Here is a 23913-nt window from a genome sequence, read left to right as displayed (position 1 = left end):
GCCATGAGTGATGAGCAGCGCGTCCGGGTCGAGGTCGTCGACGGTGTCGCCGACGTGCGGTTGTCGCGACCGGAGAAGCGCAACGCCCTGGACCCGGCGATGTTCGAGGGCATCGTCGGCGCCGGCGAGCAGCTGCGCGCCGACCCGGGCGTGCGGGCCGTCGTGCTCTCCGGCGACGGGCCCGACTTCTGCGCCGGGCTGGACTTCGGGTCGTTCCGCGCGATGGCGAACGGGGAGCGGCTCTCGGCGTCCGCGCAGCTCCCGCCGTCCGACGGGCCCGCGCGGGCGACCGGGCAGCGGGCGGCGTGGGTGTGGGCGGAGCTGGAGGTGCCGGTGATCGCCGCGATCCAGGGCAACGCACTGGGCGGCGGGCTGCAGATCGCGCTCGGCGCCGACATCCGCATCGTCGCCCCGGACGCGAAGCTCTCGGTCATGGAGGTCAAGTGGGGCCTGATCCCGGACATGACCGGGACGCAGGTGCTCCCCGAGCTCGTCGGGCGGGACGTCGCCAAGGAGCTCACGCTGACCGCGCGGGTCGTCAGCGGCACCGAGGCCGCCGCGCTCGGCCTCTGCACGCGCACCGACCCCGAGCCCCGCGAGGCCGCGCTCGCCCTCGCCCGCGAGATCGCCGGCCGCAGCCCGCACGCCGTCCGGGCCGCCAAGCGCCTGCTCGACAGCGCGGGGCGGGTCGACCTCGCCACCGGCTTCGCGGCTGAGCAGACCGAGATCGGCGCGCTGATCGGGAGCCCCAACCAGGTCGAGGCCGTCACCGCCGGGTTCGAGAAGCGCGCCCCGGCCTTCGACGAGGCCTGATGTGAGCGGACGTCGGCGCCATGGGCCCGATCTTCGCTCACATCAGCCGTCGAGGATCCCGAGCAGCACCCCGGCGACGTCCTCACCCAGCTCGCGCGCCGACCGCGGGCCGGCGGGGTCGAACCACTTGTACGTCCAGTTCGCGGCGCCGAGGCAGGTGTTGACGTAGACGCCGAGCGCCATGGGCAGGGTCCGCCCGGTCTCGTGCAGGTGGGCCTCGACGGCGTCGCGCACGACCCGTTCGAACTCGCGGCGGCGCTCGAGGATCGGCGCGGCGAGCTCCTCGGGCAGCGCCGACTCCTCGTGGAAGCAGATCGTCAGCAGGTCCCGGTGCTCGCAGGTGTAGCGCACCCGCTCGACGATCAGCGCGCGCACCGCCTCCCGCGTGGTGGGCGCCCCGGCGACGATCTCGCGGGCGCTGCGCAGGCTCTCGTCGAGGACCTCCTCGTACACCGCGACGAGCAGGTCCTGCTTGGTCCGCACGTAGTGGTAGAGCGTCGGCTTCGACAGCCCGACCTGCGCCGCGACGTCGTTCATCGACGCCGCGCCGTACCCACGCCTGCTGAAGACGGCCACGGCGGCGTCGAGGATCCGCTGCCGCTGCTCGTCGGCGCGGCTGCCGATCGCCGATCCCGCCCCGGTCCCCCGTGTCGCCATCGCGTCCCCGGTTCCCCTCGCACGCCTTGACCGAACGTGTGTGATGTGGGGTACTTTCGCCCGACCGGTCGGTCGAAGCAAGGGAGACGCCGCGTGCCGTACGACCTCGACGAGGTGCACGAGGACTTCCGCGCCACGTGCCGGGCCTTCACCGACCAGCGCGTGCGCCCCGTCGTGGCGGAGGCCGAGCGCGCGGGACGCCCGCCGGAGCGCCTGTGGAAGGAGCTCGGCGACGCGGGCCTGCTCGGCCTGCTGACCCCCGAGGAGTACGGCGGGTCCGCGGGCGGGGGCGGCGAGGCCACCGCGGTCGCCGTGCTGGCCGAGGAGCTCTCCCGCGCCTGCGGCGGCATCGCGGTCAGCGCGCTGGTCAGCGCCTACATGGCCGCCCCGCACCTCGTGCGCCACGGCACGCCCGAGCAGCGCGAGCAGTGGGTCGCGCGCCTGGCCGCCGGCGACGCGATCGCGGCCATCGCCGTCACCGAGCCCGGCGCGGGGTCCGACGTCGCGGGCATCACCACCCGCGCGCGGCGCACCGACACGGGCTGGGTGCTCGACGGCCAGAAGATGTACATCACCAACGCCGGCCTCGCCGACGTGCTCGTGGTCGGCGCCAAGACCGACCCCGACGGCGGCCACCGCGGCATCACGACGTTCGTGGTGCCCGCCGGCACGCCCGGGCTCTCGCTCGGCGCCCCGCTGCCGAAGATGGGCTGGCACTCGTCGGACACCCGCGAGGTGGTGCTCGACGGCGTCGAGCTCGGCGAGGACGCCGTGCTCGGCGTCGAGGGCCGCGGCTTCCACCAGATCATGGCGGCCTTCCAGCTCGAGCGGGTCGCGCTCGCCGCGATGGGGCTCGGGCACGCCGCCGAGGCGCTCGACACCGTCACCGGGTACGTCCGCGGGCGCGAGGTGGCGGGCGAGCCGCTGACCGCGCGCCAGGCGATCCGCCACCGCCTCGCCGCGATGGAGATCGAGCTCGAGGCCGCGCGCGTCATGACCTACAAGGCCGCCGACCGGCTCGACCGCGGCCACCCCGAGGCCGACCGCTCGGTGGCCGCGGCGAAGTACTTCGCGGCCAAGGCGGCGGCGTGGATCGTCGACGAGGCCGTGCAGCTCTTCGGCGGCGCGGGCTACCTCGAGGAGACGCCGGTCGCGCGCCACCACCGCGACGTGCGCATCCTGCGCATCGGCGGCGGCACCGACGAGATCCAGCTGGAGATCCTCGCGAAGCGGCTCGTCCCGCACCATGGGTCGAGCTCCGACACGCTCCGTCTCCCGTGACGGACACGGCCGCGGCCAACGGCGTGCCTCCCGCGTGGGAGGTGTCGGCGCCCCATCCCCCCGGGGCGCCGGCACCTCCCTCGGGGGAGGACGTCCTCGCGGCCGCGGCGCGGGCCCGGGAGGGCGGCGACACCAGCCGCTGGCCGGACAAGCTCGGCGTGCGCGAGCGGCTCGACGTGCTGCTCGACCCGGGCAGCTTCGTCGAGGACGGCGTGCTCGCCTCGACGACACGGCCCGGGATGCCGGCCGACGGCGTCGTCACCGGTGTCGGGACGGTCGAGGGCCGCCCGGTCGCGGTGATCGCCCACGACTTCGGCGTCAAGGCCGGCTCCTGGGGCGAGCGGACGTGCGAGAAGCAGATCCGCATCCTCGAGCGCGCCGACCGCGACCTGCTGCCGGTCTTCTACCTCGTCGACTCCGCGGGCGGTCGGCTCACCGAGCAGATGGGCTTCTTCCCCGGCCTCCGCGGCGCCTCGAAGATCTTCCACCTGCAGGTGGCGCTGTCCGGGCGCGTGCCCCAGATCTGCTGCCTGCACGGGCCGTCCGCCGCCGGCGGGGCCTACATGCCGGCCTTCACCGACTGGGTCGGGATGGTCGATGGGGCGGCCTCGATGTACCTCGCGTCGCCGCGGGTGGCCGAGAAGGTCACCGGCGAGCGCACCACCGCCGAGGAGATGGGCGGCGCGCGGATGCACGCCGAGGTCTCCGGGTGCGGCGACGCCGTCTTCGACGAGGACTGGCAGGCGATCGCCGCCGCGCGCCTGCTCTTCTCGTACCTCCCCGCGCACTTCGAGGCCCCGCCACCGGACGCCGCACCGCGCGAGCCCGAGGCCACCGGCTGGGAGGGACTCGTCCCCGAGGACCCGACCGTCGGCTACGACGTCACCGCCGTGATCGACCGGCTCGTCGACGGCGGCTCGTTCTTCGAGATCAAGCCCGACTGGGCACCCGAGATCGTCGTCGGCTTCGCCCGCCTGAAAGGACGGGTCGTCGGGCTCGTCGCCAACCAGCCGCGGGTGCGCAGCGGCGCGATCCACGTCGACTCCGCCGACAAGGCCGCCCGCTTCATCAGCCTCTGCGACGCGTTCAACGTCCCGCTGCTGTTCCTGCAGGACGTCCCCGGGTTCATGGTCGGCGTCGCCGTCGAGCGCCAGGGCATCATCCGCCACGGCGCGAAGATGATCACGGCGATGTCGTCGGCCGAGGTCCCGAAGTTCACGGTCGTCCTGCGCAAGGCCTACGCCGCGGGCTTCTACGCCATGTGCGCGCCCGGCTTCGAACCCCGCGCGACGCTCGCCCTGCCCAGCGCGTTCATCGGCGCGATGGGCCCGGAGGCGTCGGTCAACGCGGTGTACGCCGGCAAGATCGCCGAGATCGCCGACCCGGACGAGCGCGAGGCCTTCGTCGCCGCGCGCGTCGAGGAGCACCGCGCCGAGATCAACCTGCTGCGCATGGGCGACGAGCTCGTCGTCGACGCCGTCGTGCCCGGCGAGGACCTGCGCGGCGAGCTCGTCACGCGTTTGCGGCACGCCGACGGCTGGACCCGCACCCGCGGGCGCCGTCACCACCCCGTCAGCCCTGTCTAGTCGCCGATCCTGGAGACGATCATGGACGACCGCGACACCCTCGCTGCCCTGATCTCCGCGCCGCTGCGGTCCCTCGACGAGCGGTGGCGCTCACCCGACCGGGCCGCGGAGCTCTCCGAGGCCCGCGCCCGGCACGACCGCGACCCCGACGAGTACTGGGCGTGGGTGGCCGAGAAGCACCGCTGGCTCACCCCCTGGGAGACGGTGCGCTCGGGCGAGCTGGGCGACTTCCGGTACTTCGAGGGCGGGCGCATCAACGTCGCCGACAACTGCGTCGACCGCTGGGCGGAGTCGACCCCGGACCGGCCCGCCGTCGTCTGGGAGGGCGAGCCCGGCGACACGCGCACGCTGACCTACGCGGAGCTCGCCGACGAGGTGAACCGGCTCGCCGGCGGGCTGGTGTCGCTGGGGATCGGGCACGGCGACGTCGTCGCGGTCTACATGCCCAACCTCGTCGAGGCGTTCACCGCGATCCACGCCTGCAACCGGATCGGCGCGATCTACACGGTGCTGTTCTCCGGGTTCGGGCGCGACGCCGTCGCCTCCCGGCTGTCCGCGGCGCGGGCGAAGGCGGTCGTGGTCGCGGACGCGATCTACCGGCGCGGGAAGCCCGTCGAGCTGCTCGAGACCCTGCGCGCCGCGCTCCCCGACGCGCCGACCGTCGAGAGCGTCGTGGTCGTCGACCGCACGCAGCGGGGCGTGGCCCTCTCCCCCGGCGAGGTCTCCTACGCGGCGCTGCTCGCCGAGCACCCCGAGGGCGCGCCGACCGTGCCCCTCGACCCCAACGAGCCCGCGTTCCTGATCTTCACCAGTGGCACCGAGTCCCGCCCCAAGGGCGTCGTGCACTCCGTCGGCGGCTTCCTGCTCGGCACCTGGGCGAACGTGCATTGGCAGGCCGGGCCCGTCGACGGCGACGTCTACTGGGTCGCCGCGGACGTCGGCTGGTTGACCTTCCCGATCCAGGCCGTGATCGGCGGGCTCGCGCACGGCTCGACGATCGCCTGCTACGAGGGCGCGCTGGACACCCCGGGGCCCTCGCGCTTCTACGACGTCTGCGCGCGCCACGGCGTCACCCAGGTCCTCTGCGCGCCGACGGTGCTGCGGATGCTGCGCAAGTTCGGCGACGACCTCGCCGCGGACCACCCGCTCCCCCGCCTCGCGCTGATCACCGTGCAGGGCGAGCCGCTCGACGGCGAGACGTTCACCTGGGCCACCGAGACCTACGGCGTCCCGATCGTCAACGCCTACGGGCAGACCGAGACCGGGTCGACCTGGACCTATCCGGTGACCGGTGTCGACGACCTCAAGGCCGGCTCGGCGGGCACCCCGGTGCCCGGTCACGCGTTCGCGGTCGTCGACGAGGAGGGGGCCGAGGTGCCGGCGGGCGTCAAGGGCAACCTCGTCATGACCCGCCCGTTCCCCACGCTCGCGCGCACCGTGTGGGACGACCACGAGCGCTACCTGAGCACCTACTTCGGCCGCTTCCCCGGGCGCTACGCCACCAACGACGAGGCGGTCGTCGACACCGACGGGCACCTCTGGGTGCTCGGGCGCGCCGACGACGTCATCAACGTGGCCGCGCACCGGCTGTCGACGATGGAGATCGAGGCCGTCGTGACCACCCACCCGCGCGTGGTCGAGGCGGCCGTCGTCGGGATCCCGGACGCCACCAAGGGCACCGTGCCGATCGCGTTCGTGACCGTCACGGGCGGGAGCGCCGACGAGGTGCCCGACGAGGTGCGGGCGCTCGTCGCGGACACCATCGGCGGCATCGCCCGGCCGGACCGCGTGATCGTCACCGCGGCCATGCCGAAGACCCGGACCGGCAAGATCATGCGGCGGCTGATGCGCGAGGTGCTCCTGCACGGCGAGGCCCGCAGCGACATCAGCGCGCTCGAGGACCCGGGCAGCCTGGACACGCTGTCGGCGGCGGTGAAGGCATGATCACCGCATGAGTGGACTCTGGTTCGAGGACCTCACCGAGGGCCTCGTCGTCGAGCACGCCACGCGGCGCACGGTCACCGAGACCGACAACGTGCTGTTCACCACGATGACCATGAACCCGGCACCGCTGCACCTCGACCACGCCTACGCGGCGACCACGGAGTTCGGGCGGCCGCTGGTCAACAGCATGTTCACGCTCGCGCTGGTGGTCGGGCTGTCGGTGCCGGAGCTGACGCTCGGGACGATCGTCGCCCAGCTCGGGCTCGACGAGGTGGCGTTCCCGGCGCCGGTGTTCCACGGTGACACCGTGCGGGTGGAGACGGAGATCGTGTCGGCACGGGAGTCGAGGAAGCGCCCGGACGCGGGGATCGTGGTGTTCGCCCACCGCGCCCGCAACCAGCGCGACGAGGTCGTGTGCACCTGCCAGCGCACGGGTCTGATGCACCGGAGGCCCGCGTGAGGGTCCCGCGCAGCCTGCTGTTCGTGCCCGGCGCACGGCCCGACATGGTCGCCAAGGTGCCCCGCTGGGCGCCCGACGCCGTGGCCGTCGACCTCGAGGACGCCGTCGCGGCCGCCGACAAGGAGACCGCGCGCGAGGCCACGGTGAAGGCCGTCGCAGAGCTGGCCCCCGACTCCGGCTCGCTGGTCTTCGTGCGCGTCAACGGCCCCACGACGCCCTGGTACGCCGACGACGTCGCCGCGGTCGCGGAGTCGGCGGCGCACGGGGTCGTTCTGCCCAAGCTCGAGTCGCCCGAGCAGCTCGCGGACCTGCGCTCGCGCCTCGACCTGCCGGTGATCGGCGGGCTCGAGAGCGCGCGGGGCATCGCGCGGTGCCGGGAGCTCATGAGCGGCCTGCTCGCCGCGTACTTCGGCGCCGAGGACTACATCGCCTCGGTCGGCGGCCGGCGCACGCCCGGGAGCCTCGAGGTGCTGCACGCGCGCAGCGAGGTGGTGCTCGCGGGCGCGGTCTCCGGGGTGGGTCTGCTGGACCAGGCGGTCGTCGCCGCCCACGACGCCGAGGCGTTCCGCGCCGACGCCGCCGCCGGGCGGGACCTCGGCTACGACGGCAAGATCTGCATCCACCCCTCGCAGGTCGCGCTCGCCCACGAGGCGTTCACACCGACCGACGACGAGATCGCCCACGCCCGCGTCGTGATCGAGGCCGGGAAGTCCGGGGTCGGGGTCGTGGACGGCGAGATGGTCGACGAGGTGCACCTGAAGATGGCGCACGCGGTGCTGGGGCGGGCCGGGAGACGGAGCGAAGCGGAGCTCGACGCGTGAGGGTCGGGCTCGTCCTGCCACCGACCGACGACCCGGCCGACGTCCCCGCCACCGCGCGGCGCGCCGAGGAGCAGGGCTTCGACATCGTCGCGAGCGGCGAGCACGTCCTGTTCGGCAGCCCGACGCCCAACGCGTTCGTGGTGCTCGCCGCGGCCGCGTCGGTGACGAGCCGCGTGCGCCTGCTCAGCGCGGTGACGCTGCTGCCGCTCTATCCGGCGCCGCTCGCCGCGAAGATGGCCGCGACCCTCGACCGCGTCTCGGGCGGGCGCTTCGAGCTCGGGGTCGGGGTGGGCGGTGAGAACCCGGTGGAGTTCGCCGCGTGCGGCGTCCCCGTCCGGGAGCGCGGCAAGCGGACCGACGAGGGGCTCGACGTGCTCGTGCGCCTGTTCGCCGGCGAGGCGATCGACGTCGACGGCACCCCCGCGACCCTCGACCCCCTGCCGCTGCAGCGACCCCGCCCGCCGGTGTGGGTCGGCGGGCGCTCCGAGGCCTCGATGCGCCGCGCCGGGCGCGCCGGCGACATCTGGATGCCCTACCTCGGCAGCCCCGACCGCGTCGCCCGCGGCCTGCGCACCGCCCGCGAGGAGGCCGAGCGCCACGGCCGCGACCCCGCCGAGGTCACCGGCGCCTACTTCGCCTGGACCGCCGTCGACCCCGATCCCGCGCTCGCCCGCCGCCGCGCGCTCGACGTCCTCGCCGCGACCTACGGCCAGGACATGGAGCGGATCGTCGACGCCTGCGTCCCCCACGGCACGCCCGAGCAGGTCGCGGCGCGGCTCGCGGAGTACCGCGACGCCGGGGCCGAGTCGGTCGTCGTCGCCCCTGCTTCCGAGCCCGGCGATCGCGAGCGCACACTCGACCTGCTCGCCGGGGAGGTCCTCCCCCGCCTGCGCGGCTGAGAGGAGCGCCGATGACCGCGGAGTTCGTGAGGCCGGGCGAGAAGCCCCGGGACGACCTGCCGGGCCGCCCCGCCCCGTTCGTGCTCGCCGCCGGTGAGGGCGAACGTGCCCACCTGTTCGACCAGCTCTTCACCGTGCTGCTCTCCGGCGACGAGACCGAGGGGCAGTTCGGCGTGTTCACCATGGAGGCGCCGCGCGGGCGGGCGATCCCGGTGCACGCGCACGACGACGTCCACGAGATCTTCTACGTGCTCGACGGCCAGGTGCGCGTGGGGATCGAGGACACCGACGGCGCGATCCTCGACCGCGTGCTGACCACCGGCGACTTCGGCTACGTGCCCGCGGGTCTCAAGCACTCGTTCCGTGTGGAGTCGCTGCGCGCCCGCACCCTGGGCGTGAGCACCGGCGGGTTCGAGCGCTTCTTCGCCGCCGCGGGCGAGCGCACGGAGGCGACGGCGCCGCCCGGCGCGCCGGTGATCCCCTCGCCCGAGCAGCTCGGCGACGCCGCCCGCCGCTTCCGCAACGAGTTCCACCACGATGTCCGGCTCATCGACTGAGACCCACGAGTACGCGGTCGTCCCCGGGTTCCGGCCGCTGCTGCTCGACCTGCACCGACCCGCCGGGGTCGCCCCGCTGGTCGTGTTCCTGCACGGCGGCGGCTGGCGGGCGGGCACGCGAGCTTCGTTCGGACCGCTGTACGCGGACTGGTCACCCTCGCCGTTCGCCCGGCTCGCCGAGGCGGGGTTCGCGGTGGCGTCGCTGGACTACCGGCTCTCGGGCGAGGCGCTGTTCCCCGCGCAGCTCGAGGACGTCACAGCAGGGCTGGCCTGGCTGCGGTCCCGCGGCGAGGAGCTCGGGGTCGACGCCTCGCGGGTGGCGCTGTGGGGCGAGTCGGCGGGCGGGCACCTGGCCGCCCTGCTCGGGCTCGCCGACCCGGACGTGCGCGCCGTCGTCGACTGGTACGGGCCGGCCGACCTGACGACGTTCGTCGAGGACGCCGAGGCCGGCGGGATCAGCGCCGTCGACACCGCGGCCGCCGACTCCCGCGAGGCGCTGCTGCTCGGCGCGCCCGCCGCCGCGTACCCGGAGCGCGCCCGCCGCGCGAGCCCCGTCGCGCACGTCCACGCGGGCGCGCCGCCGTTCCTCGTCCGGCACGGGACCGCCGACCGCCTCGTCCCGGCCCGGCAGTCGGAGCGGCTGGCCTCGGCGCTGGAGGGTGTCGGCGCCTCCGTCGAGCTGGACCTCGTGCTCGGCGCCGACCACCTCTGGCGCGGCGACCCCGACGCCGCCCGCGCGGCGTTCGACGACGCCGTCGCCTTCCTGCGCCGTCACCTCGCCGGCTGACCGAGCGCCGGCCATCCGGCGAGCACCCCGACGACGGCGAGCACCCCGAGCACCGGCCCCACCGGCAGCGAGAACCCCCACCAGAAGACCGCGCCCAGGGCCACCGAGACGAGCGCGAGCGTCGCCCCGGCCGGCCGTCGCCGCCACACGAGCACGCCGGCGACGAACTGCAGCACGCAGACCACCCCGAACCCCACCAGCAGCGGGATCGACGTGGGGACGTAGGCCTCGAGCGGCCCGCCGCCGTAGGTCGGAAAGCCGGCGACGGTCGGGATGCCGCCGCCCCGCGCGAGGCTCGCGACCGGCAGCGGGCCGAATGCCCCGAACCCGAGCCCGTCGACGACCAGCGCCGCCGCGGCGACCCGCAGGGCGCCGCGCCGCCACCGCTCCCCCCTCATGGGCGGTGAGCGTGGCACCGCTGCGGCGTGCTCTCCAGTTCGATCTCGCGAGGATGCCGCCAGGGTTGTCGCTGCGCGGGCGAGAGGCACGCTCCGCAAGTCTCCGCGCGCTCGAGCCTGCGCGAGGTGCCTCTCGCGAGGGCGCCCGCCCGCCACCGCGATGATCACGGGCGACGTCGTGCACCCGCGCGGGCGGTCCAGGTGCACCAGGACGCCCCTGATCACCCGGGCCGGGCCGCCGCCGCCGGGCTGGGCGGCCGCCCCCGGTCCGGAACCGCCGACAGCCCTGACGGCATCCTCGAGCGATCATCGTGGCGAGCTCCGCCGCTGCGACCCCCCGTACAGCGCGACCGCGAGCCCGCACACCCCGGCCGCGGCCGCCTCGACGGCGAAGCCCCGCGCGAAGTCGCCCGAGGTCGCCGCAGCGCCGATCACGACCGCGAGGACGGCGACCGCGAGCGCGCTCGACACGTGCGTCGTGGTCTCGAAGACGCCGTACGCCGCGCCGCGCTCGCCGTCGGTGCTGTCGAGGCCCGCCGCGACGTTGAGGGTCACCGCCGCCAGGGCGAGCGCCGCGCCCAGGACGAGCAGGACCGGGAGCACGACCGCGGCGTACGACGCGTCCGGCGCCGCCCCGAGCACCGCGAGCGCCGCCGCGGCGACCACCAGCCCGGCGACGGCACCGCTCCGCCAGCCCCGGCGGGCCAGCCAGAGGGTCGCCAGCCGGCTCCCGGCGATCGCGCCGACCCCGACGGGCGCGAACGCCAGCCCCGCCAGCCAGGGCGGCAGACCCCGCGCGACCTGGAAGAACAGCAGTCCGACGTAGACGACGCCGTTGTAGGCGACGACCTGGCCGGGCATGCCGAGCAGTGCGCCGCGCAGGCTGCGCTGCGCCAGCACGCCGCGCGGGATCAGCGGGTCCGCGCGGCGGCGCTCGGTGACGACGAACCCCGCGAGCGCCGCGACGGCGACCCCGAGGGCGAGAGACGACCGGGAACTGACCGCCAGCACCGCGGCGGCCGCCGCCAGGACGAACCAGGCGCTCGAGGTCCACGGCAGCGACACCCGCGGGTCGCGCGCCTCGGCGGGGAGCCGCCGCCACAGGATCACCGCCGTCCCCAGCGCCACCGGCACCGCGACCAGGAACACCGACCGCCAGCCGAGTCCGTCGACGAGCAGTCCGCCCACCACCGCGGCCCCCGCGCTGCCGCTGCTGCCCGCGACGGCACTCGCGGCGAACACCGCCGACCGCCGGCCCTGCGCGGGGATCGCGCTCGCGAGCGCGAAGGTGTTCGGCAGGGCCAGGCCCGCGCCCAGGCCCTGCAGCACCCGGCCCGCCAGCAGCACCGGGAACGTCCCCGCGAGCCCGGAACCGACCAGCCCGAGCGCGAACAGCACCAGGCCGCCGACGAAACACGGCCGGGTCCCGACGCGGTCGCCGAGCCGCCCGCCGAGCAGCAGCGTCCCGCCGAGCGGCACCGCGAAGGCCGTGATCACCCAGGAGGTCGCGGGCGCGTCGGTCCCCAGCGCCTGCGCCATCGCCGGGAGGGCCACGGTGACGACGAGACCGTCGAACACCACGAGGAGGTTCAGGGTCGCGAGGGAGGCCGCGACGATCACGAACGAGCCCGTGGACATCGTCGCCACGGACCGCGCGGCGGCGCTGCGGGGCATCCCGGGGGCTACCCCTGATCGTCCGGCGTAGCCTCGGGAGGTGAGCCTGTTCCAGACCGCCGCCGCGGCCGTGAACCGCCTGGTCCGCCCACTCGTCGCGTCGCCGCAGTGGGGATCGCTGGTGAGCGGGTGGATGACGGTGGTGACCTACACCGGCCGCCGCTCCGGGCGCCGGTTCACGCTCCCGGTCGCGTACCGGCGCGACGGCGACGAGGTCACCATCGGCGTCGAGTTCCCGGACCGGAAGAACTGGTGGCGCAACTTCACCGGCGACGGCGCCCCGCTCGCCGTGCGCCTCGACGGCGTCGACCAGCCGGGCCACGGGGTGGCCCGGCGGACCGACGACGGCCGGGTGACGGTGGACGTTCGGCTCGACCGCGCCGCCTGACGGTCAGCGCGCCGCGAGGCGCTGCCCGGAGGAGGCGGCGACACCGCTGATCAGGGCCGCCGCCTTCGCCCCGATCATCGTGATCGTGGCGTTGGGGTTCACCGAGACCATCGTCGGCATCACCGACGCGTCGGCGACCCGCAGCCCGTCCAGCCCGTGCAGGCGCAGCTCCGGGTCGACGACGGCGTCGTCGCCGGTGCCCATCGCGCAGGTGCCCGCCGGGTGGTAGTAGGTGCTGGCCGCGCGGGCGACGAAGTCGCACAGGGCCGCCGACGAGGTCACGTCCGGGCCGGGCAGGACCTCGCGCCGGCGCCATCGGTCGAACGCGTGGGCCTCCCCGATCTCGCGCGACATCGCGATCCCCTCGAGCAGCCCCTCGACGTCGGCCTCCTCGCCGAGGTAGTTCGGGTCGATGGCGAGCGCCCCGCCCGGCCCGGCGTCGAGGAGGCGCACGCTGCCGCGGCTCTGCGGCGCCACGATGCCCGGCGCGATCGTGTAGCTGTTCGCGGGCGCGGTGAACTCCGGCGAGTGGAACGGGACGTGCACCAGCGCGACCTGGATGTCCGGGGCCGGCGTGCCCCGGGTGCTGGTCGTGAACAGCACGCTCTCCGAGAGGTTGTTCCGTCCGGCGGGCAGCGGCTCGGTGGCCTCGTAGACCACGCCGAGCAGCAGGTGGTCGTGCAGGTTGCGGCCGACGCCGGGCAGGTCGTGGACCGGGTCGACGCCGACGGCGCGCAGCTCGTCGGCGGGCCCGATGCCCGACTGCAGCAGCAGCCGCGGCGAGTCGATCGCGCCCGCGCACAGCACGACCTCGCGCTCGGCGTGGAGGCGCTCGCCGTCGTCGAGCTCGACCCCGGTGACGCGCCCGCGCTCGACGAGCAGCCGCGCGACCCGCGCGCCCGTGCGCACCTCGAGGCCCGGCCGCCCGACGACCGGGGCCAGGAAGGTGGTCCAGGTGTCCTGGCGGACGCCGTCGCGGATGGAGGTCGGGTTCCACCCGGCGCCCTCGGTGGTGGCGCCGTTGATGTCGTCGTTGCGCAGGTACCCCACCTCGACGCACGCCTCGACGAAGGCGGTCGAGGTGGGGTTGGCGTCCCGGTCGCGCAGGATCGACACGTGCATCGGCCCGCCGGCGCCGTGCAGCGCCGAGGCGCCCTCGTGGTGGTCCTCGAGGCCCATGAACACGGGCAGCACGTCGTCGTGGCCCCAGCCGGTGTTGCCCGCGGCCGCCCACGCGTCGAAGTCGGCGCGGTGGCCACGGATGTACTGCATGGCGTTGAGGCAGCTGGTGCCGCCGAGGACGCGGCCGCGGGGCCAGTCGTGGACCCGGTCCGCGGTGTGCACCTGGGGCACGGTGCGGTACGCCCAGTCCACCTCGGTGCCCCAGAGCGACGGCCATGCCGTGGGGTCGTGCACGGCGGGGTTGTCGTCGTGGGACCCGCCGGCCTCCAGCACCAGCACGGAGCCGGCCTCGGCGTCGAGCAGCCGGCGGGCGAGCACGCTGCCCGCCGAACCGCTGCCCACCACGATGTAGTCGGGTCGGCTCACGACGTCTCCTCCTCGACGGCGGCGTGCGGTCGCGGCAGGCCCCAGGACTCGCCGGCGACGACGTACCAGAGCGCCCAGATGATCAGCCAGTCCATGCCGACCAGCGCGCTGCCGGACACCGTGGCGCCGTCGGCGGCCGCGGGTTCGTGGAGCACCACGCCCGCCAGGACGTAGTAGTACAGGGCGAACGTCAGTACGGCGAGCACGAACGTGATGAGCGTGCGCCCGACCAGCACGACGCCGAGGCGCCCGCCGGTGGGGCGGTTGCCGAAGGCGTTGGGCCACATGACCATCCAGAACACCCAGCACACACCGACCTGCGCGCCGAACATCGGCAGCGTCTCGCCGATCGCCGCCACGTTCGCCGACCCCAGCACCAGGTGGGTCACGCCGACCAGCGCCTCGTAGAGGATCCAGCCGATGACCAGGTTCCCGACCAGCGCCGCGAGCGCCGTGCGGCCCGGGCTGCCGGCCAGCCGCCACGGCCAGTTCTCCAGCACGGCGCCGGTGAGGATCGCCGAGACGACGACGCAGTAGAAGAAGCCGATCTGGGTGTACGGGTCGAGCAGCGCGGCGTCCGGCGGCGCCCACATCGCCATCGACGGCACCGCGAAGACCATGTATAGCACCACCACCGGGATGACCAGCGCGCCGAACGACGCGGCGCCGAGCCACGGCTGCTGCAGGCCGCTGCGCGTCCACGGCCAGTGGCCCCAGTTCACCGCGGAGATCACGTACACGACGAAGCTGTAGAGCACGATGAGCGAGCCGAGGATGAACCCGGCGCCCTCGGCGCGCGCCCCGTCGAAGCTGGCGTCCACCGAGCCCCATCCGGCGGCGAGCAGCCAGGTGATCAGCGCGCCGAGCCCGCCGGTGACCACCGCGACCGCGAGCCCCTTCCACGGCTGGCGCAGCCGCGCGAACGGCGAGAGCTCGAAGGTGAACGCGGCCCAGACGAACGCGATGATCGTCCAGAACATCCACGCCGTGAGCGGCTGCGGGTAGATGCCGCTCGCGCTCCACTCCGGGTCGGCCACCAGGTACCAGCTGACCAGGCTGAGGACGACCACCACCGCGAGGTTGGCCAGGCCGAACGCGTACCAGGGCAGGGTCCGGCGGCGTCGCCCGACGCCTGCGGAGGGTTCGAGGGTCGCCGTCATCGCGCCACCGCCGTTCGAGGATGCTCCGGGGAACCGTGCGGGCGTGATCGGCACCACACAGTGCTCGTGCACCGTAGGAACGAGTCCTGCCGGGCGTCAACAGATCATGCATGATTCGTGGAAGATGCATGATTGAAGTCAATCAGGCACACTCCCGTCATGGGAGCACTCGACGGCAGGGTGGCGGTGGTGACCGGCGGAGCCTCGGGCATCGGCCGGGCGACCGCGGGACGGTTCGTGGACGCCGGCGCCTCGGTGGTGGTCGCCGACCGCGACGGTGACGGCGCAGAGCGGGTGGCGAAGGAACTGGGCGACGCCGCGGTCGCCGGCACCGTGGACGTCACCGACGCCGCGCAGGTCGACGCGGTCGTGGCGCTGGCGGAGTCGCGGTTCGGGCGCCTGGACGTGCTCTCGTGCAACGCCGGGCTCGCGACGTCCCCGACGCCGGCCATGGACGCCGACCCCGACGAGTTCGGCCGCGTGCTCGACGTCAACGTCAGGGGCCAGTGGCTGTGCGTGCGCGCGGCCGTGCTGGCGATGCGACGTGCCGGCGGCGGCGCGGTGACGATCACCGGGTCGGTGATGGGCGAGCGGGCCCGCCCCGGCTTCGGGGCCTACGCCGCCAGCAAGGCCGCCGTGAACCACCTCGCCAAGGTCCTGGCCCTCGAGCTCGCGCCCGACGGCATCCGGGTGAACTGCCTGGCCCCGGTCGCCACCGACACCCCGATGCTGAAGAGCTTCCTCGGTCCCGACGACCCCGAACGCGCCCGCGCGGCGTTCATCGCCGGCATCCCGCTCGGGCGCCTCGCCGAGCCGGAGGACATCGCCGACGCCGCGGTCTTCCTCGCGTCCGACGCCGCGCGCTTCCTCACCGGCGTCGTACTGCCCGTCGACGGCGGGCGCGCGATCTGACCGCACTGCTTGACCTACTCTGGCGATCGAGGCAGGGCGGACCATCCGCTCTCCGGGAGGGTGTGGAGCAGCTCGATGACCGCGGTGCAACCGACGAAGCGCGACCAGATCGTCGACGAGCTGCGCCGCCGCATCCTGTCCGGCGACCTCGCCCGTGGCGAGCGGATGCCCCAGGACGAGCTCGCCCGCCAGTTCGGCGCGAGCATCACCCCGGTCCGCGAGGCGCTGCGCCAGCTCGAGGCCGAGGGTCTGGTGATCTCCGAGCCGCACCGCGGCGTGCGGGTGTCCGGGGTCGACCTCGACGAGGTGACGGCGACGTACATCGTCCGCCGGCTCACCGAGGCGTACGCGATGCGCCGGGCGACGTCGCGGGTCTCGCGGCGCGACCTCGCGCAGGCCCGCCGGCTGCTCGAGGCCGACCGGTCCGACCCCGCCGTCGCCCGCGACCTCAACCGCGAGTTCCACTTCCTGTTCTACGACCGCTGCGGCATGCCCGCCCTGGCCGAGCGCATCGCGGTCAGCTGGCGCGCGTTCCCCTGGGATCTCATGCTCGGCTCCCCCCGACGCTCCGAGGAGTCGCACCGCGAGCACCTCGAGATCCTCGCCGCGGTCGAGGACGGCGACGCCGAGCGGGCCGGCGCCGCCACCGAGGTCCACCTGCGCCACGGGTTCAGCGCGATCCTCGAGCAGCTTACCGGGCGCGCCGGGCCGGATCCGTTCGACATCGACGCCGACTGACGCTCACTCCCCCAGCACCCCCGCCGCCGTCTCGGTGATCGACGTCAGCGCGTGCGCGATGGTCGGCTGCTCGGCGGCACCGGCGCGCGTGACCGCCACGATGTGCCGGACCGGCGCCGACGGCCCGCTCAGCGGGATGCGGACGACGTCGGCGCGGTGCACGGGGGCGAGCCGGGGCCGGAGGTGGACGCCGAGCCCGTGGGCCACCAGCGCGGTGCCCGTGTCCCACTCGTCGCAGTAGTGCGCGACCGTCGGGCGGAAGCCGGCGGCCTGGCACGCGGTGAGGGCCATCCGGTGGTAGGCGCTGTCGGGCTGCGAGACGATCCAGGGCGCTCGTCGGGTGCCTGGCCATGATCGTCCCCACCCTCGTCGCGGGGACGGCGTCGGCGGCGACCGCGGAGGGCCGCGTGCGCGTGCTCCCCCGGGGCGGGACGCGCGCCGGCCGCCCCGGGACACCGCGGCGACGTCCGCGGCAGCGCCGCGCTGTGCGCACCGCCCGGTGACCGGCCGGTCACGTGGTGCTGTCGGCCCAGTTCTGCGGCGACTCCTTTGTCATGCCTTGACCGGATTCCGGGGCGCGCCGTTCCATGGCAGGACCCCGACGACGAGGAGCCCGCCATGGCCAGCGCGTCCCTGCGCGTCCCCCGCCGTGTCGCCGCCGCGAGCCTGGTGGGGACGACGATCGAGTGGTTCGACTTCTTCATCTACGGCACGGCCGCGGCCCTCGTCTTCAACAAGGTCTTTTTCCCGTCGGTCTCCCCCGCGATCGGCACGATCGCCGCGCTCGGCACGTTCGCCACCGGGTTCATCGCCCGGCCGATCGGCGGCGCGGTGTTCGCGCACTTCGGCGACCGCGTCGGGCGCAAGCCGATGCTCGTCTACTCGCTGCTGCTCATGGGCGTGGCGACGGTCGGGATCGGCCTGCTGCCCGGGTACGCGACGATCGGCGTGCTCGCGCCGGTCCTGCTCGTGGTGCTGCGCTTCGCGCAGGGCTTCGGCGTCGGGGGCGAGTGGGGCGGCGCCGCGCTCATGGCCGTCGAGAACGCCCCCGATCACCGGCGGGGCTTCTACGGCAGCTGGCCGCAGGTCGGAGTGCCGCTCGGGCTGGTGCTGGGCACCGGGTCGTTCCTGGTGCTCGACCTGACCGTCAGCGAGGCCGCCTTCATGTCCTGGGGCTGGCGCATCCCGTTCCTCGCGAGTGCGGTGCTCATCGCCGTCGGGATGTGGATCCGGCTGACCGTCGCGGAGAGCCCGGTCTTCCAGCGCGACCAGGAGACGCGCGAGGCGAGCCGGATGCCCGTGCTCCAGGTGCTCCGCGAGCACCCGAAGCTGATCTTCCTGGCGGCCGGCTCGTTCGTCGCCACCAACGCGACGTTCTACATCAGCTCGGTCTGGCTCGTCTCGTACGCGACCACCGAGCTCGGCTACGCGCGCAGCGAGATCCTCGGGGCGAACACCTTCCTGTCCGCCTCGGACATCCCGATGATCCTGCTGCTCGGGCTGCTGTCCGACCGGCTCGGGCGCCGCCCGCTGTTCCTCGCCGGCATGGGGCTGCTCGCCCTGTTCTCGATCCCGTACTTCCTGCTGGTGCAGACCGGCGTCGTCACCCTGTTCATCCTCGGCGGGCTGGTCGTGCAGGCCTGCCGCAGCGCGGTCTACGGGCCGCAGTCGGCGTACTTCGCGGAGCTCTTCCCGACCCACCTGCGCTACAGCGGAGCCTCGCTGAGCTATCAGCTCGCCTCGATCGTCGGCGGGCTCGCCCCGGCCATCTGCGGCATCCTGGTGCTCTGGACGGGCAGCCTCCTGGCGGTCGCCGGCTTCACCGTCCTGCTCGCCCTGATCTCGCTGGGCAGCAGCTGGGCGATGACCGAGACGCTCACGCGGCGCCTCGACGGCACCGCCGACGGCCCGCGCGAGGTCGCCGCCCCGGCCTGACCGCTCACCTCTCCCCGGACCGGCCCCCGAGGTGCCGGGCGAGGAAGCGCTCGGTGGCCCGGTGCAGGTCGATCTGGTTCTCCGGGTTGAGGAAGCCGTGGCCCTCGTTGTCCTTGACCAGGTACTCGACGTCGACCCCGCGCTCCCGCAGCGAGGCGACGACGGTGTCGGACTGGTCGCGGGTGACGCGGACGTCGTTGGCGCCCTGCGCCACCAGCAGCGGGGTGCGGATGGCGTCGACCCGGTGGATCGGCGACCGCGCCCGCATGTCGGCCTCCTGCTCGGGCACGTCGGGGTCCCCGACATAGCGGTGGAAGTTGTTCACGAGCTCGCGGCGCACGAACGGCGGGAAGCTGCGCACGAGGTTGACGACGTCCGACACGCCGACGTAGTCGACCGCGGCGGCGAACAGGTGCGGCGTGAACGTGACGCCGACCAGGGCCGCGTAGCCGCCGTAGGAACCGCCGGAGATCGCGACGCGGGCGGGGTCGGCGTACCCCTGCTCGACGGCCCAGGTCACCGCGTCGACGAGGTCGTCGTGCATGGCGCCGGCGAACTCGCCGATCGCGGCCTGCATGTGCGCACGGCCGTAGCCCACCGACCCGCGGAAGTTGACCTGCAGCACCGCGTACCCGCGGTTCGCGAGCAGCGCCACCTCCGGGTCGAAGCCCCACGCGTCCCGCATCCACGGCCCGCCGTGCACCAGCAGCACCAGCGGCAGCCCGGTCGACTCCACCCCGATCGCCGGGTCGAGCTCCGCTTCGCTTCGTCTCCCGACCGGGAGGCTCAGGTACGACGGCAGCGCGAGGCCGTCGCGCGCCGGGACCGTCACCGGGGTCATCGGGGCGAGCGCCTCGCGGTCGAGGTGCGGGTACGGGCGGAACAGCTCGCGGGCCTCCCCGGTGGCGTGGTCGTAGAACCAGGCGACGCCGGGCTCGCGGTCGTGGCCGAACGTCACCACCCAGCGCCGCCGCTCGGCGTCGTGCGAGAGCTCGCCGACGCTGCCGTCCGACAGCGTCTCGAGCCGCGCGAGGACCGCGGCGAACTGCGGGTCCTGCGGGCGGATCGCCTGCTTCTCGCCGAGGTAGCGCACCCCGAGCAGCTCGCCGGTGTGCCGGTCGCGGATCAGCGGCGACTCGGCCTGGAGCACCGCGCGGCGCACGGCGTCGAGGTCGTGCTCGGGGTGCCCGTCGACCTCGGTCTCCTCGCCGGTCGCGAGGTCGATCCGGGCCAGGCGCATCCGGTCGGACCAGGTGAAGGAGCCGACCCACACCCCGGCGCCGTCGGCGCTGAGCTCGAACGGGGCGACGCCCAGCGGGTGGTCGAGCCCGTCGAAGGTCGTGACGAGCCGGCCGGTCCGCGCGTGCGTCAGCTCGAGGGTGCCGTCCTCGGCGGTCCGCAGCGCGTACAGCTCGCGCTCCGGCGTCACCACCCACGCCATGCCCGGGTTCTCCGCGAGCACGGTCAGCTCGCCGGTGGCGATGTCGATCTCGACGACGTCCATCTCGTCGAGCCGGCGGTGGTTGATCTGCAGCAGCACGGTCCCCGGACGCCCGGGAGGCTGGTGCTGGCCCAGCACCCGCGCACCGGGGAAGGGCGTCAGGTCGACGGCCGGCGCCGGGTCGTCCCCACCCGCCCCGTCCAGGTCGACGCGGAACAGGTGGTGGTTCTCGTCGCCGCCGTCGTCCTGGGTGTAGAGCAGCCACCGCGGGTCGTCGGTCCAGGCGTAGTGGGTGACGCTGCGGGTCTCGTCGGCGGTGACGCAGCGTCCCTCGCCCAGCAGGTCCCCGGACGGCCCGAGGTCCTGCACCCACACGTTGAGCCGGTTCTTCCACGGCGCCAGGTAGGCCAGCCGGGTGCCGTCGGGCGAGATCCGCGGGCGGGCCTTCTCGGGCAGGGCGAACAGGTCCTCGATCGCCAGCAGGTCGCTCATGGTGTCCTCTCCTCGATCCCTCGGGGGCGTCGAGGACCCAGGAGAAACGATGCCGTCGCGGCCGACTCAAGCGTGACGTCGGCTACCAGCGGTCGAGGCCGCCGCGTTTGACCAGCTGGGAGGCGATGACGTTGCGCTGGATCTCGTTGGTGCCCTCACCGACGATCATCAGCGGCGCGTCGCGGAAGTAGCGCTCCACGTCGTACTCGGTGGAGTAGCCGTACCCGCCGTGGATGCGCACCGCGTTCAGCGCCACCTCCATCGCGATCTCCGAGGCGAACAGCTTCGCCATCCCGGCCTCCATGTCACTGCGCTGCCCCGCGTCGTACTTCTCGGCCGCGTGCAGGATCAGCTGCCGCGCCGCGGTGATCTTGGTGCCCATGTCGGCGAGGTAGTGCCCGATCGCCTGGTGCTCCCAGATCGGCTTGCCGAACGCCTCCCGTTCCTGGGCGTAGCGCAGCGCGTCGTCGAACGCCGCCGTGGCGACCCCGAGCGCGCGGGCGGCGACCTGGATGCGGCCGGTCTCCAGGCCCTTCATCATCTGAGCGAAGCCCTTCCCCTCCACCCCGCCCAGCAGCGCGTCCGCCGGGACGGCCATGTCGGTGAAGGTCAGCTCGCAGGTCTCCACCCCCTTGTAGCCCAGCTTCGACAGATCCTTGGACACCTCCAGGCCCGGGCCGTGCTCGACCAGCAGGATCGACACCCCGCGGTGCTGGGGTTCGGCGGCCGGGTCGGTCTTGCACAGCAACGCGATCAGCCCCGACCGGCGCGCGTTGGAGATCCACGTCTTCGACCCGTTCACCACATAGCCGTCCCCGCCCGCGCGGGCGGTGGTGGTCATCGCCTGCAGATCCGAACCGCCGCCGGGCTCGGTGAGCGCCATCGTGGCGCGCAGCTCCCCGCTGGCCATCCGCGGCAGGTAACGGTCCTGCTGGTCCTGGGTGCCGAACTCCACGAGCAGCTTCGCGACCACCGTGTGCCCGCCCATCGCGCCGGCCAGGCTCATCCACCCGCGGGCGAGCTCGGCGGTGACCAGCGCGTAGCAGGGCATCGACACCGGCGCCTCACCCCACGGCTCGGGGATCGCCAGCCCGTAGATGCCCAGCTGCTTCATCTGCTCGATGAACTTCTCCGGATAGGTGTTCGCGTGCTCCAGCTCGTTGACCTGCGGGCGCACCTCCCGATCCACGAACTCGCGGACGGTGTCGACGACGGCCTGTTCCTCGGTGTCCAGCGTGGCCATGGGGCCGCTCCTCACTTGATCGTCTTCATCGTCAGGTGCGAGTCGATCTTCGCCAGGCCGGTCGCCCGGCCGAGCCGCTCCGTCATGAAGGACTCGTACGCCTCGAGGTCGCGTGTCGCCACCCGCATGAAGTAGTCGGGCAGCCCGAACATCCGCCGCAGCTCGATGACCTCCTCGAACGCCGAGACCTGTTCCTCGAAGGCGAGGAAGACGTCGCGATGCTTGCTGACGAGGTCGACGTTGACCAGGACCTCGAACGCACGCCCGTCGAGCTTCGGGTCGATCGACGCGCGGTAACCGGTGATCACGCCGTCGTCCTCGAGCCGCCGGACCCGGCGCAGGCACGGTGCCGGCGTGAGGCCGACCCGGTCGGCGAGGTCGACGTTCGCGATGCGGGCGTCGACGCGGAGCACGTCGAGGATTGCGCGGTCGATGGCGTCCACGCACGAATGATGCTCCGTGCCGCTCCTGACGGCGACACTTCGCCATCGGATGGCTCGCTGTCCGGCCTACGGTTGCGGGGTGCTCATCCCCCGGCCCGACCTCCGCGCGGACCTCCTCGCCGCCGCCCGCGACGTCGGGCCGGTCGCGGCCGGCATGGCCCTGCTCGGCACCAGCTTCGGGCTGCTCGTCGTCGGGTCGGGGCTGGCGTGGTGGTGGGCGCCGATCTTCAGCGGCATCGTCTTCGCGGGGTCGGCGGAGTTCCTGCTCGTGGCCCTGGCGGTGGCCGGCACCCCGCTCGCGGCGATCGCCGTCACCACCCTGCTCGTCAACGGGCGGCACGCGTTCTACGGGCTGTCGTTCCCGCTGCACCTCGTGCGCGGGCGCCTCGCCCGGGGGTACGCCGTGTTCGCGCTGATCGACGAGGCCTACGCGCTCGCGACGTCGCGGCCGGCGGCCGGACTCACCGGGCGCCGGATCGTGGCGGGCCAGGCGATCATGCACGTGTCCTGGGTCGGCGGCGGGCTCGCCGGCGCGCTGGCCGGCGCGCGGTTCTCGCTGCACGTCCCGGCGCTGGACTTCGTGTTCACCGCGCTGTTCGTCGTGCTCGCCGTCGAGGCCGTGCGCGCCGGGCGGGAGGCCACCGGCCCGCTGCTCGCCGTCGCGTGCGCCCTCGTCGCCCGCCTCGTCGCGCCCGGGGAGATGCTGCTGGTCGCGATGTGCCTGTTCGTGGCCGTGCTGCTGGTGCGCTACCGGGTCTCGGCCCGCGGGGAGCCGTCCCGTGCCTAGCGTCGGCTACCTCGCGGCGGTCGTGGCCGTGGGCGCGACGGTCACGCTCGCGCTGCGCGCCGCGCCGTTCGCGGTGATGCGCACGCTGCGGTCCTCGCCGCTGATGGCCTACCTGGGCCGCCATCTCCCCGCGGGCGTGATGCTCGTGCTCGTCGTGTACCTCCTGCGCGACCTACCTGTCGACCGCCCGCTGCTCGCGCTGCGCGAGCTCGTGCCGGTGGCCGTGACGGCGGCCGTGCACCTCTGGCGGCGCAACGCGCTGCTGAGCATGGCCGCCGGCACCGCCGTCTACGCGCTCGCCCTCACCCTGCTCTGACCGGCCCATCGTGCGTACTTTCCGGCCCTATAGGGCCGGAAAGTACGCACGTGGGGCTAGGCAGGGACGGGACCGGGGAGGACGGGGGCGTCGAAGGCGTCGCGGGCGAAGGACGGGTCGCCCCAGCCGCTCTCCGCGCTCTTCGCGGTCCAGGACGCGTACTCGTACATCGAGGCGATCAGCCCGTCGCGCACCTCGAAGACGAACACGAAGTGGTTGGCGACGTCCTCGCCGGCGAGGTTGCCCTCCACCCGCGCCTCGACCACCATGAGCGGGCCGTTCGCCGCCACCCGGTGACCCTCGAGGCGCGCGCCGCGCACCTGCTCCTCGTGGCGCGTGCCGAACATCGCCGCGGCGGTGTCCTTGCCGCGCAGCACGCCCTCGGGCGCGCCGGGCTCGGTCGACGGCACCGGAATCATGATGCGGACGTCGTCGGCGAGGAGGTCGACGAAGTCGCCCCACCGACCGGTCGCGGCGCCGCGCTGGAGGCCGGCGAAGGCGGCCTGCGCGACGTCCAGGGCTCGCGTGTCGGGCGGCTGGACCTCGAGTCGGTTCACGAGGGGCACGATGGCACGGTTCCCGCCGCCCTCCCCCGGCTGAGTCCCACTGAGCGGGACCCACAACTGCATCCAG

25 protein-coding genes and 1 pseudogene are annotated in these 23913 nt (G+C 74.1%); 16 read left to right on the top strand and 10 right to left on the bottom strand.

Annotation, left to right across the window (positions count from 1 at the left end):
* The first annotated feature begins 3 nt into the window (after positions 1-3).
* Positions 4-813: a crotonase/enoyl-CoA hydratase family protein gene (locus WCD58_RS11380; RefSeq protein WP_337702749.1), complete on the top strand. Its 810-nt coding sequence runs from the start codon at positions 4-6 to the stop codon at positions 811-813.
* Between the two features lie 42 nt (positions 814-855).
* Here the strand turns inward: WCD58_RS11380 and WCD58_RS11375 are convergent, their stop codons facing one another.
* Entirely contained in the window at positions 856-1470 is a 615-nt protein-coding gene (locus WCD58_RS11375; protein WP_337702747.1) for a TetR/AcrR family transcriptional regulator, read from the bottom strand.
* A 93-nt stretch (positions 1471-1563) separates the two neighbouring features.
* Between WCD58_RS11375 and WCD58_RS11370 the strand changes: the two genes are divergently transcribed.
* Genes WCD58_RS11370 through WCD58_RS11335 form a run of 8 tightly spaced genes read left to right on the top strand, consistent with a single transcriptional unit; the run spans position 1564 to position 9805 of the window.
* Positions 1564-2751 (top strand): acyl-CoA dehydrogenase family protein, encoded by a 1188-nt coding sequence (locus WCD58_RS11370; RefSeq protein ID WP_337702745.1) that lies wholly within the window; start codon positions 1564-1566, stop codon positions 2749-2751.
* Positions 2748-4337, top strand: coding sequence for an acyl-CoA carboxylase subunit beta (locus tag WCD58_RS11365; RefSeq protein WP_337702743.1), 1590 nt, complete (start codon positions 2748-2750; stop codon positions 4335-4337). The genes WCD58_RS11370 and WCD58_RS11365 overlap by 4 nt, the downstream gene beginning before the upstream one ends.
* A gap of 21 nt (positions 4338-4358) precedes the next feature.
* Entirely contained in the window at positions 4359-6281 is a 1923-nt protein-coding gene (locus tag WCD58_RS11360) for an AMP-binding protein (RefSeq protein ID WP_337702741.1), read from the top strand.
* Positions 6282-6288: 7 nt separating this feature from the next.
* Complete coding sequence (locus WCD58_RS11355; RefSeq protein WP_337702739.1) at positions 6289-6741, top strand: MaoC family dehydratase; 453 nt, start codon at positions 6289-6291, stop codon at positions 6739-6741.
* The gene (locus WCD58_RS11350; protein WP_337702737.1) at positions 6738-7562 is read left to right on the top strand and encodes an HpcH/HpaI aldolase/citrate lyase family protein; all 825 of its coding nucleotides are present in this window, start codon (positions 6738-6740) and stop codon (positions 7560-7562) included. The genes WCD58_RS11355 and WCD58_RS11350 overlap by 4 nt, the downstream gene beginning before the upstream one ends.
* On the top strand, positions 7559-8461 hold the full coding sequence (locus WCD58_RS11345) for an LLM class flavin-dependent oxidoreductase (protein ID WP_337702735.1): 903 nt from the start codon (positions 7559-7561) through the stop codon (positions 8459-8461). Before WCD58_RS11350 ends, WCD58_RS11345 begins: the two co-directional genes overlap by 4 nt.
* Positions 8462-8472: 11 nt before the next feature.
* On the top strand, positions 8473-9018 hold the full coding sequence (locus WCD58_RS11340; protein WP_337702733.1) for a quercetin 2,3-dioxygenase: 546 nt from the start codon (positions 8473-8475) through the stop codon (positions 9016-9018).
* Positions 8999-9805: an alpha/beta hydrolase fold domain-containing protein gene (locus WCD58_RS11335; protein ID WP_337702731.1), complete on the top strand. Its 807-nt coding sequence runs from the start codon at positions 8999-9001 to the stop codon at positions 9803-9805. The genes WCD58_RS11340 and WCD58_RS11335 overlap by 20 nt, the downstream gene beginning before the upstream one ends.
* Here WCD58_RS11335 and WCD58_RS11330 read toward each other — a convergent pair.
* Together WCD58_RS11330 and WCD58_RS11325 are read right to left on the bottom strand one after the other, a co-directional pair.
* A complete protein-coding gene (locus WCD58_RS11330; protein WP_337702729.1) occupies positions 9790-10203 on the bottom strand; it encodes a hypothetical protein in 414 nt (137 codons plus the stop codon). The two genes, WCD58_RS11335 and WCD58_RS11330, sit on opposite strands and share 16 nt — an antisense overlap.
* Before the next feature lie 306 nt (positions 10204-10509).
* A complete protein-coding gene (locus WCD58_RS11325; RefSeq protein ID WP_337702727.1) occupies positions 10510-11877 on the bottom strand; it encodes an MFS transporter in 1368 nt (455 codons plus the stop codon).
* Between the two features lie 40 nt (positions 11878-11917).
* Here WCD58_RS11325 and WCD58_RS11320 point away from each other — a divergent pair, with 40 nt between their 5' ends.
* Entirely contained in the window at positions 11918-12265 is a 348-nt protein-coding gene (locus WCD58_RS11320) for a hypothetical protein (protein WP_337702724.1), read from the top strand.
* A gap of 3 nt (positions 12266-12268) precedes the next feature.
* Here the strand turns inward: WCD58_RS11320 and WCD58_RS11315 are convergent, their stop codons facing one another.
* The gene (locus tag WCD58_RS11315) at positions 12269-13813 is read right to left on the bottom strand and encodes a GMC family oxidoreductase (protein WP_337702722.1); all 1545 of its coding nucleotides are present in this window, start codon (positions 13811-13813) and stop codon (positions 12269-12271) included.
* Positions 13810-14973, bottom strand: a complete 1164-nt coding sequence (locus tag WCD58_RS11310; protein WP_337702720.1) for a hypothetical protein — start codon at positions 14971-14973, stop codon at positions 13810-13812. The genes WCD58_RS11315 and WCD58_RS11310 overlap by 4 nt, the downstream gene beginning before the upstream one ends.
* Positions 14974-15132: 159 nt before the next feature.
* On the opposite strand from WCD58_RS11310, the gene WCD58_RS11305 reads away from it, so the two are divergent.
* Positions 15133-15885, top strand: coding sequence for an SDR family oxidoreductase (locus WCD58_RS11305; protein WP_337702719.1), 753 nt, complete (start codon positions 15133-15135; stop codon positions 15883-15885).
* A 75-nt stretch (positions 15886-15960) separates the two neighbouring features.
* A complete protein-coding gene (locus WCD58_RS11300) occupies positions 15961-16623 on the top strand; it encodes a GntR family transcriptional regulator (RefSeq protein ID WP_337702717.1) in 663 nt (220 codons plus the stop codon).
* Positions 16624-16626: 3 nt separating this feature from the next.
* Here WCD58_RS11300 and WCD58_RS11295 read toward each other — a convergent pair.
* A pseudogene (locus WCD58_RS11295) lies at positions 16627-16950 on the bottom strand (LysR substrate-binding domain-containing protein); the annotation flags it as partial.
* Between the two features lie 23 nt (positions 16951-16973).
* Between WCD58_RS11295 and WCD58_RS11290 the strand changes: the two are divergent.
* Both WCD58_RS11290 and WCD58_RS11285 read left to right on the top strand, forming a co-directional pair.
* Positions 16974-17126, top strand: a complete 153-nt coding sequence (locus WCD58_RS11290; RefSeq protein WP_337702906.1) for a hypothetical protein — start codon at positions 16974-16976, stop codon at positions 17124-17126.
* 115 nt (positions 17127-17241) lie between these two features.
* Complete coding sequence (locus tag WCD58_RS11285; protein ID WP_337702716.1) at positions 17242-18558, top strand: MFS transporter; 1317 nt, start codon at positions 17242-17244, stop codon at positions 18556-18558.
* Between the two features lie 4 nt (positions 18559-18562).
* Here the strand turns inward: WCD58_RS11285 and WCD58_RS11280 are convergent, their stop codons facing one another.
* The 3 genes from WCD58_RS11280 to WCD58_RS11270 form a co-directional block, all read right to left on the bottom strand.
* Positions 18563-20491, bottom strand: a complete 1929-nt coding sequence (locus WCD58_RS11280; RefSeq protein ID WP_337702714.1) for an alpha/beta fold hydrolase — start codon at positions 20489-20491, stop codon at positions 18563-18565.
* Between the two features lie 82 nt (positions 20492-20573).
* Positions 20574-21734: an acyl-CoA dehydrogenase family protein gene (locus WCD58_RS11275; RefSeq protein WP_337702712.1), complete on the bottom strand. Its 1161-nt coding sequence runs from the start codon at positions 21732-21734 to the stop codon at positions 20574-20576.
* 11 nt (positions 21735-21745) lie between these two features.
* Positions 21746-22177, bottom strand: coding sequence for an Lrp/AsnC family transcriptional regulator (locus WCD58_RS11270; protein ID WP_337702710.1), 432 nt, complete (start codon positions 22175-22177; stop codon positions 21746-21748).
* Positions 22178-22256: 79 nt separating this feature from the next.
* On the opposite strand from WCD58_RS11270, the gene WCD58_RS11265 reads away from it, so the two are divergent.
* Together WCD58_RS11265 and WCD58_RS11260 are read left to right on the top strand one after the other, a co-directional pair.
* The gene (locus WCD58_RS11265) at positions 22257-22964 is read left to right on the top strand and encodes an AzlC family ABC transporter permease (protein ID WP_337702708.1); all 708 of its coding nucleotides are present in this window, start codon (positions 22257-22259) and stop codon (positions 22962-22964) included.
* On the top strand, positions 22957-23280 hold the full coding sequence (locus tag WCD58_RS11260; protein WP_337702706.1) for a branched-chain amino acid transporter permease: 324 nt from the start codon (positions 22957-22959) through the stop codon (positions 23278-23280). Before WCD58_RS11265 ends, WCD58_RS11260 begins: the two co-directional genes overlap by 8 nt.
* Positions 23281-23336: 56 nt before the next feature.
* Here the strand turns inward: WCD58_RS11260 and WCD58_RS11255 are convergent, their stop codons facing one another.
* Positions 23337-23837, bottom strand: coding sequence for a nuclear transport factor 2 family protein (locus WCD58_RS11255; RefSeq protein ID WP_337702704.1), 501 nt, complete (start codon positions 23835-23837; stop codon positions 23337-23339).
* Positions 23838-23913 lie beyond the last annotated feature (76 nt).

This window comes from Actinomycetospora flava, from assembly GCF_037400335.1.
Taxonomy (GTDB): Bacteria; Actinomycetota; Actinomycetes; order Mycobacteriales; family Pseudonocardiaceae; genus Actinomycetospora; species Actinomycetospora flava.
This window is presented reverse-complemented; position numbering and strand designations above follow the sequence as displayed.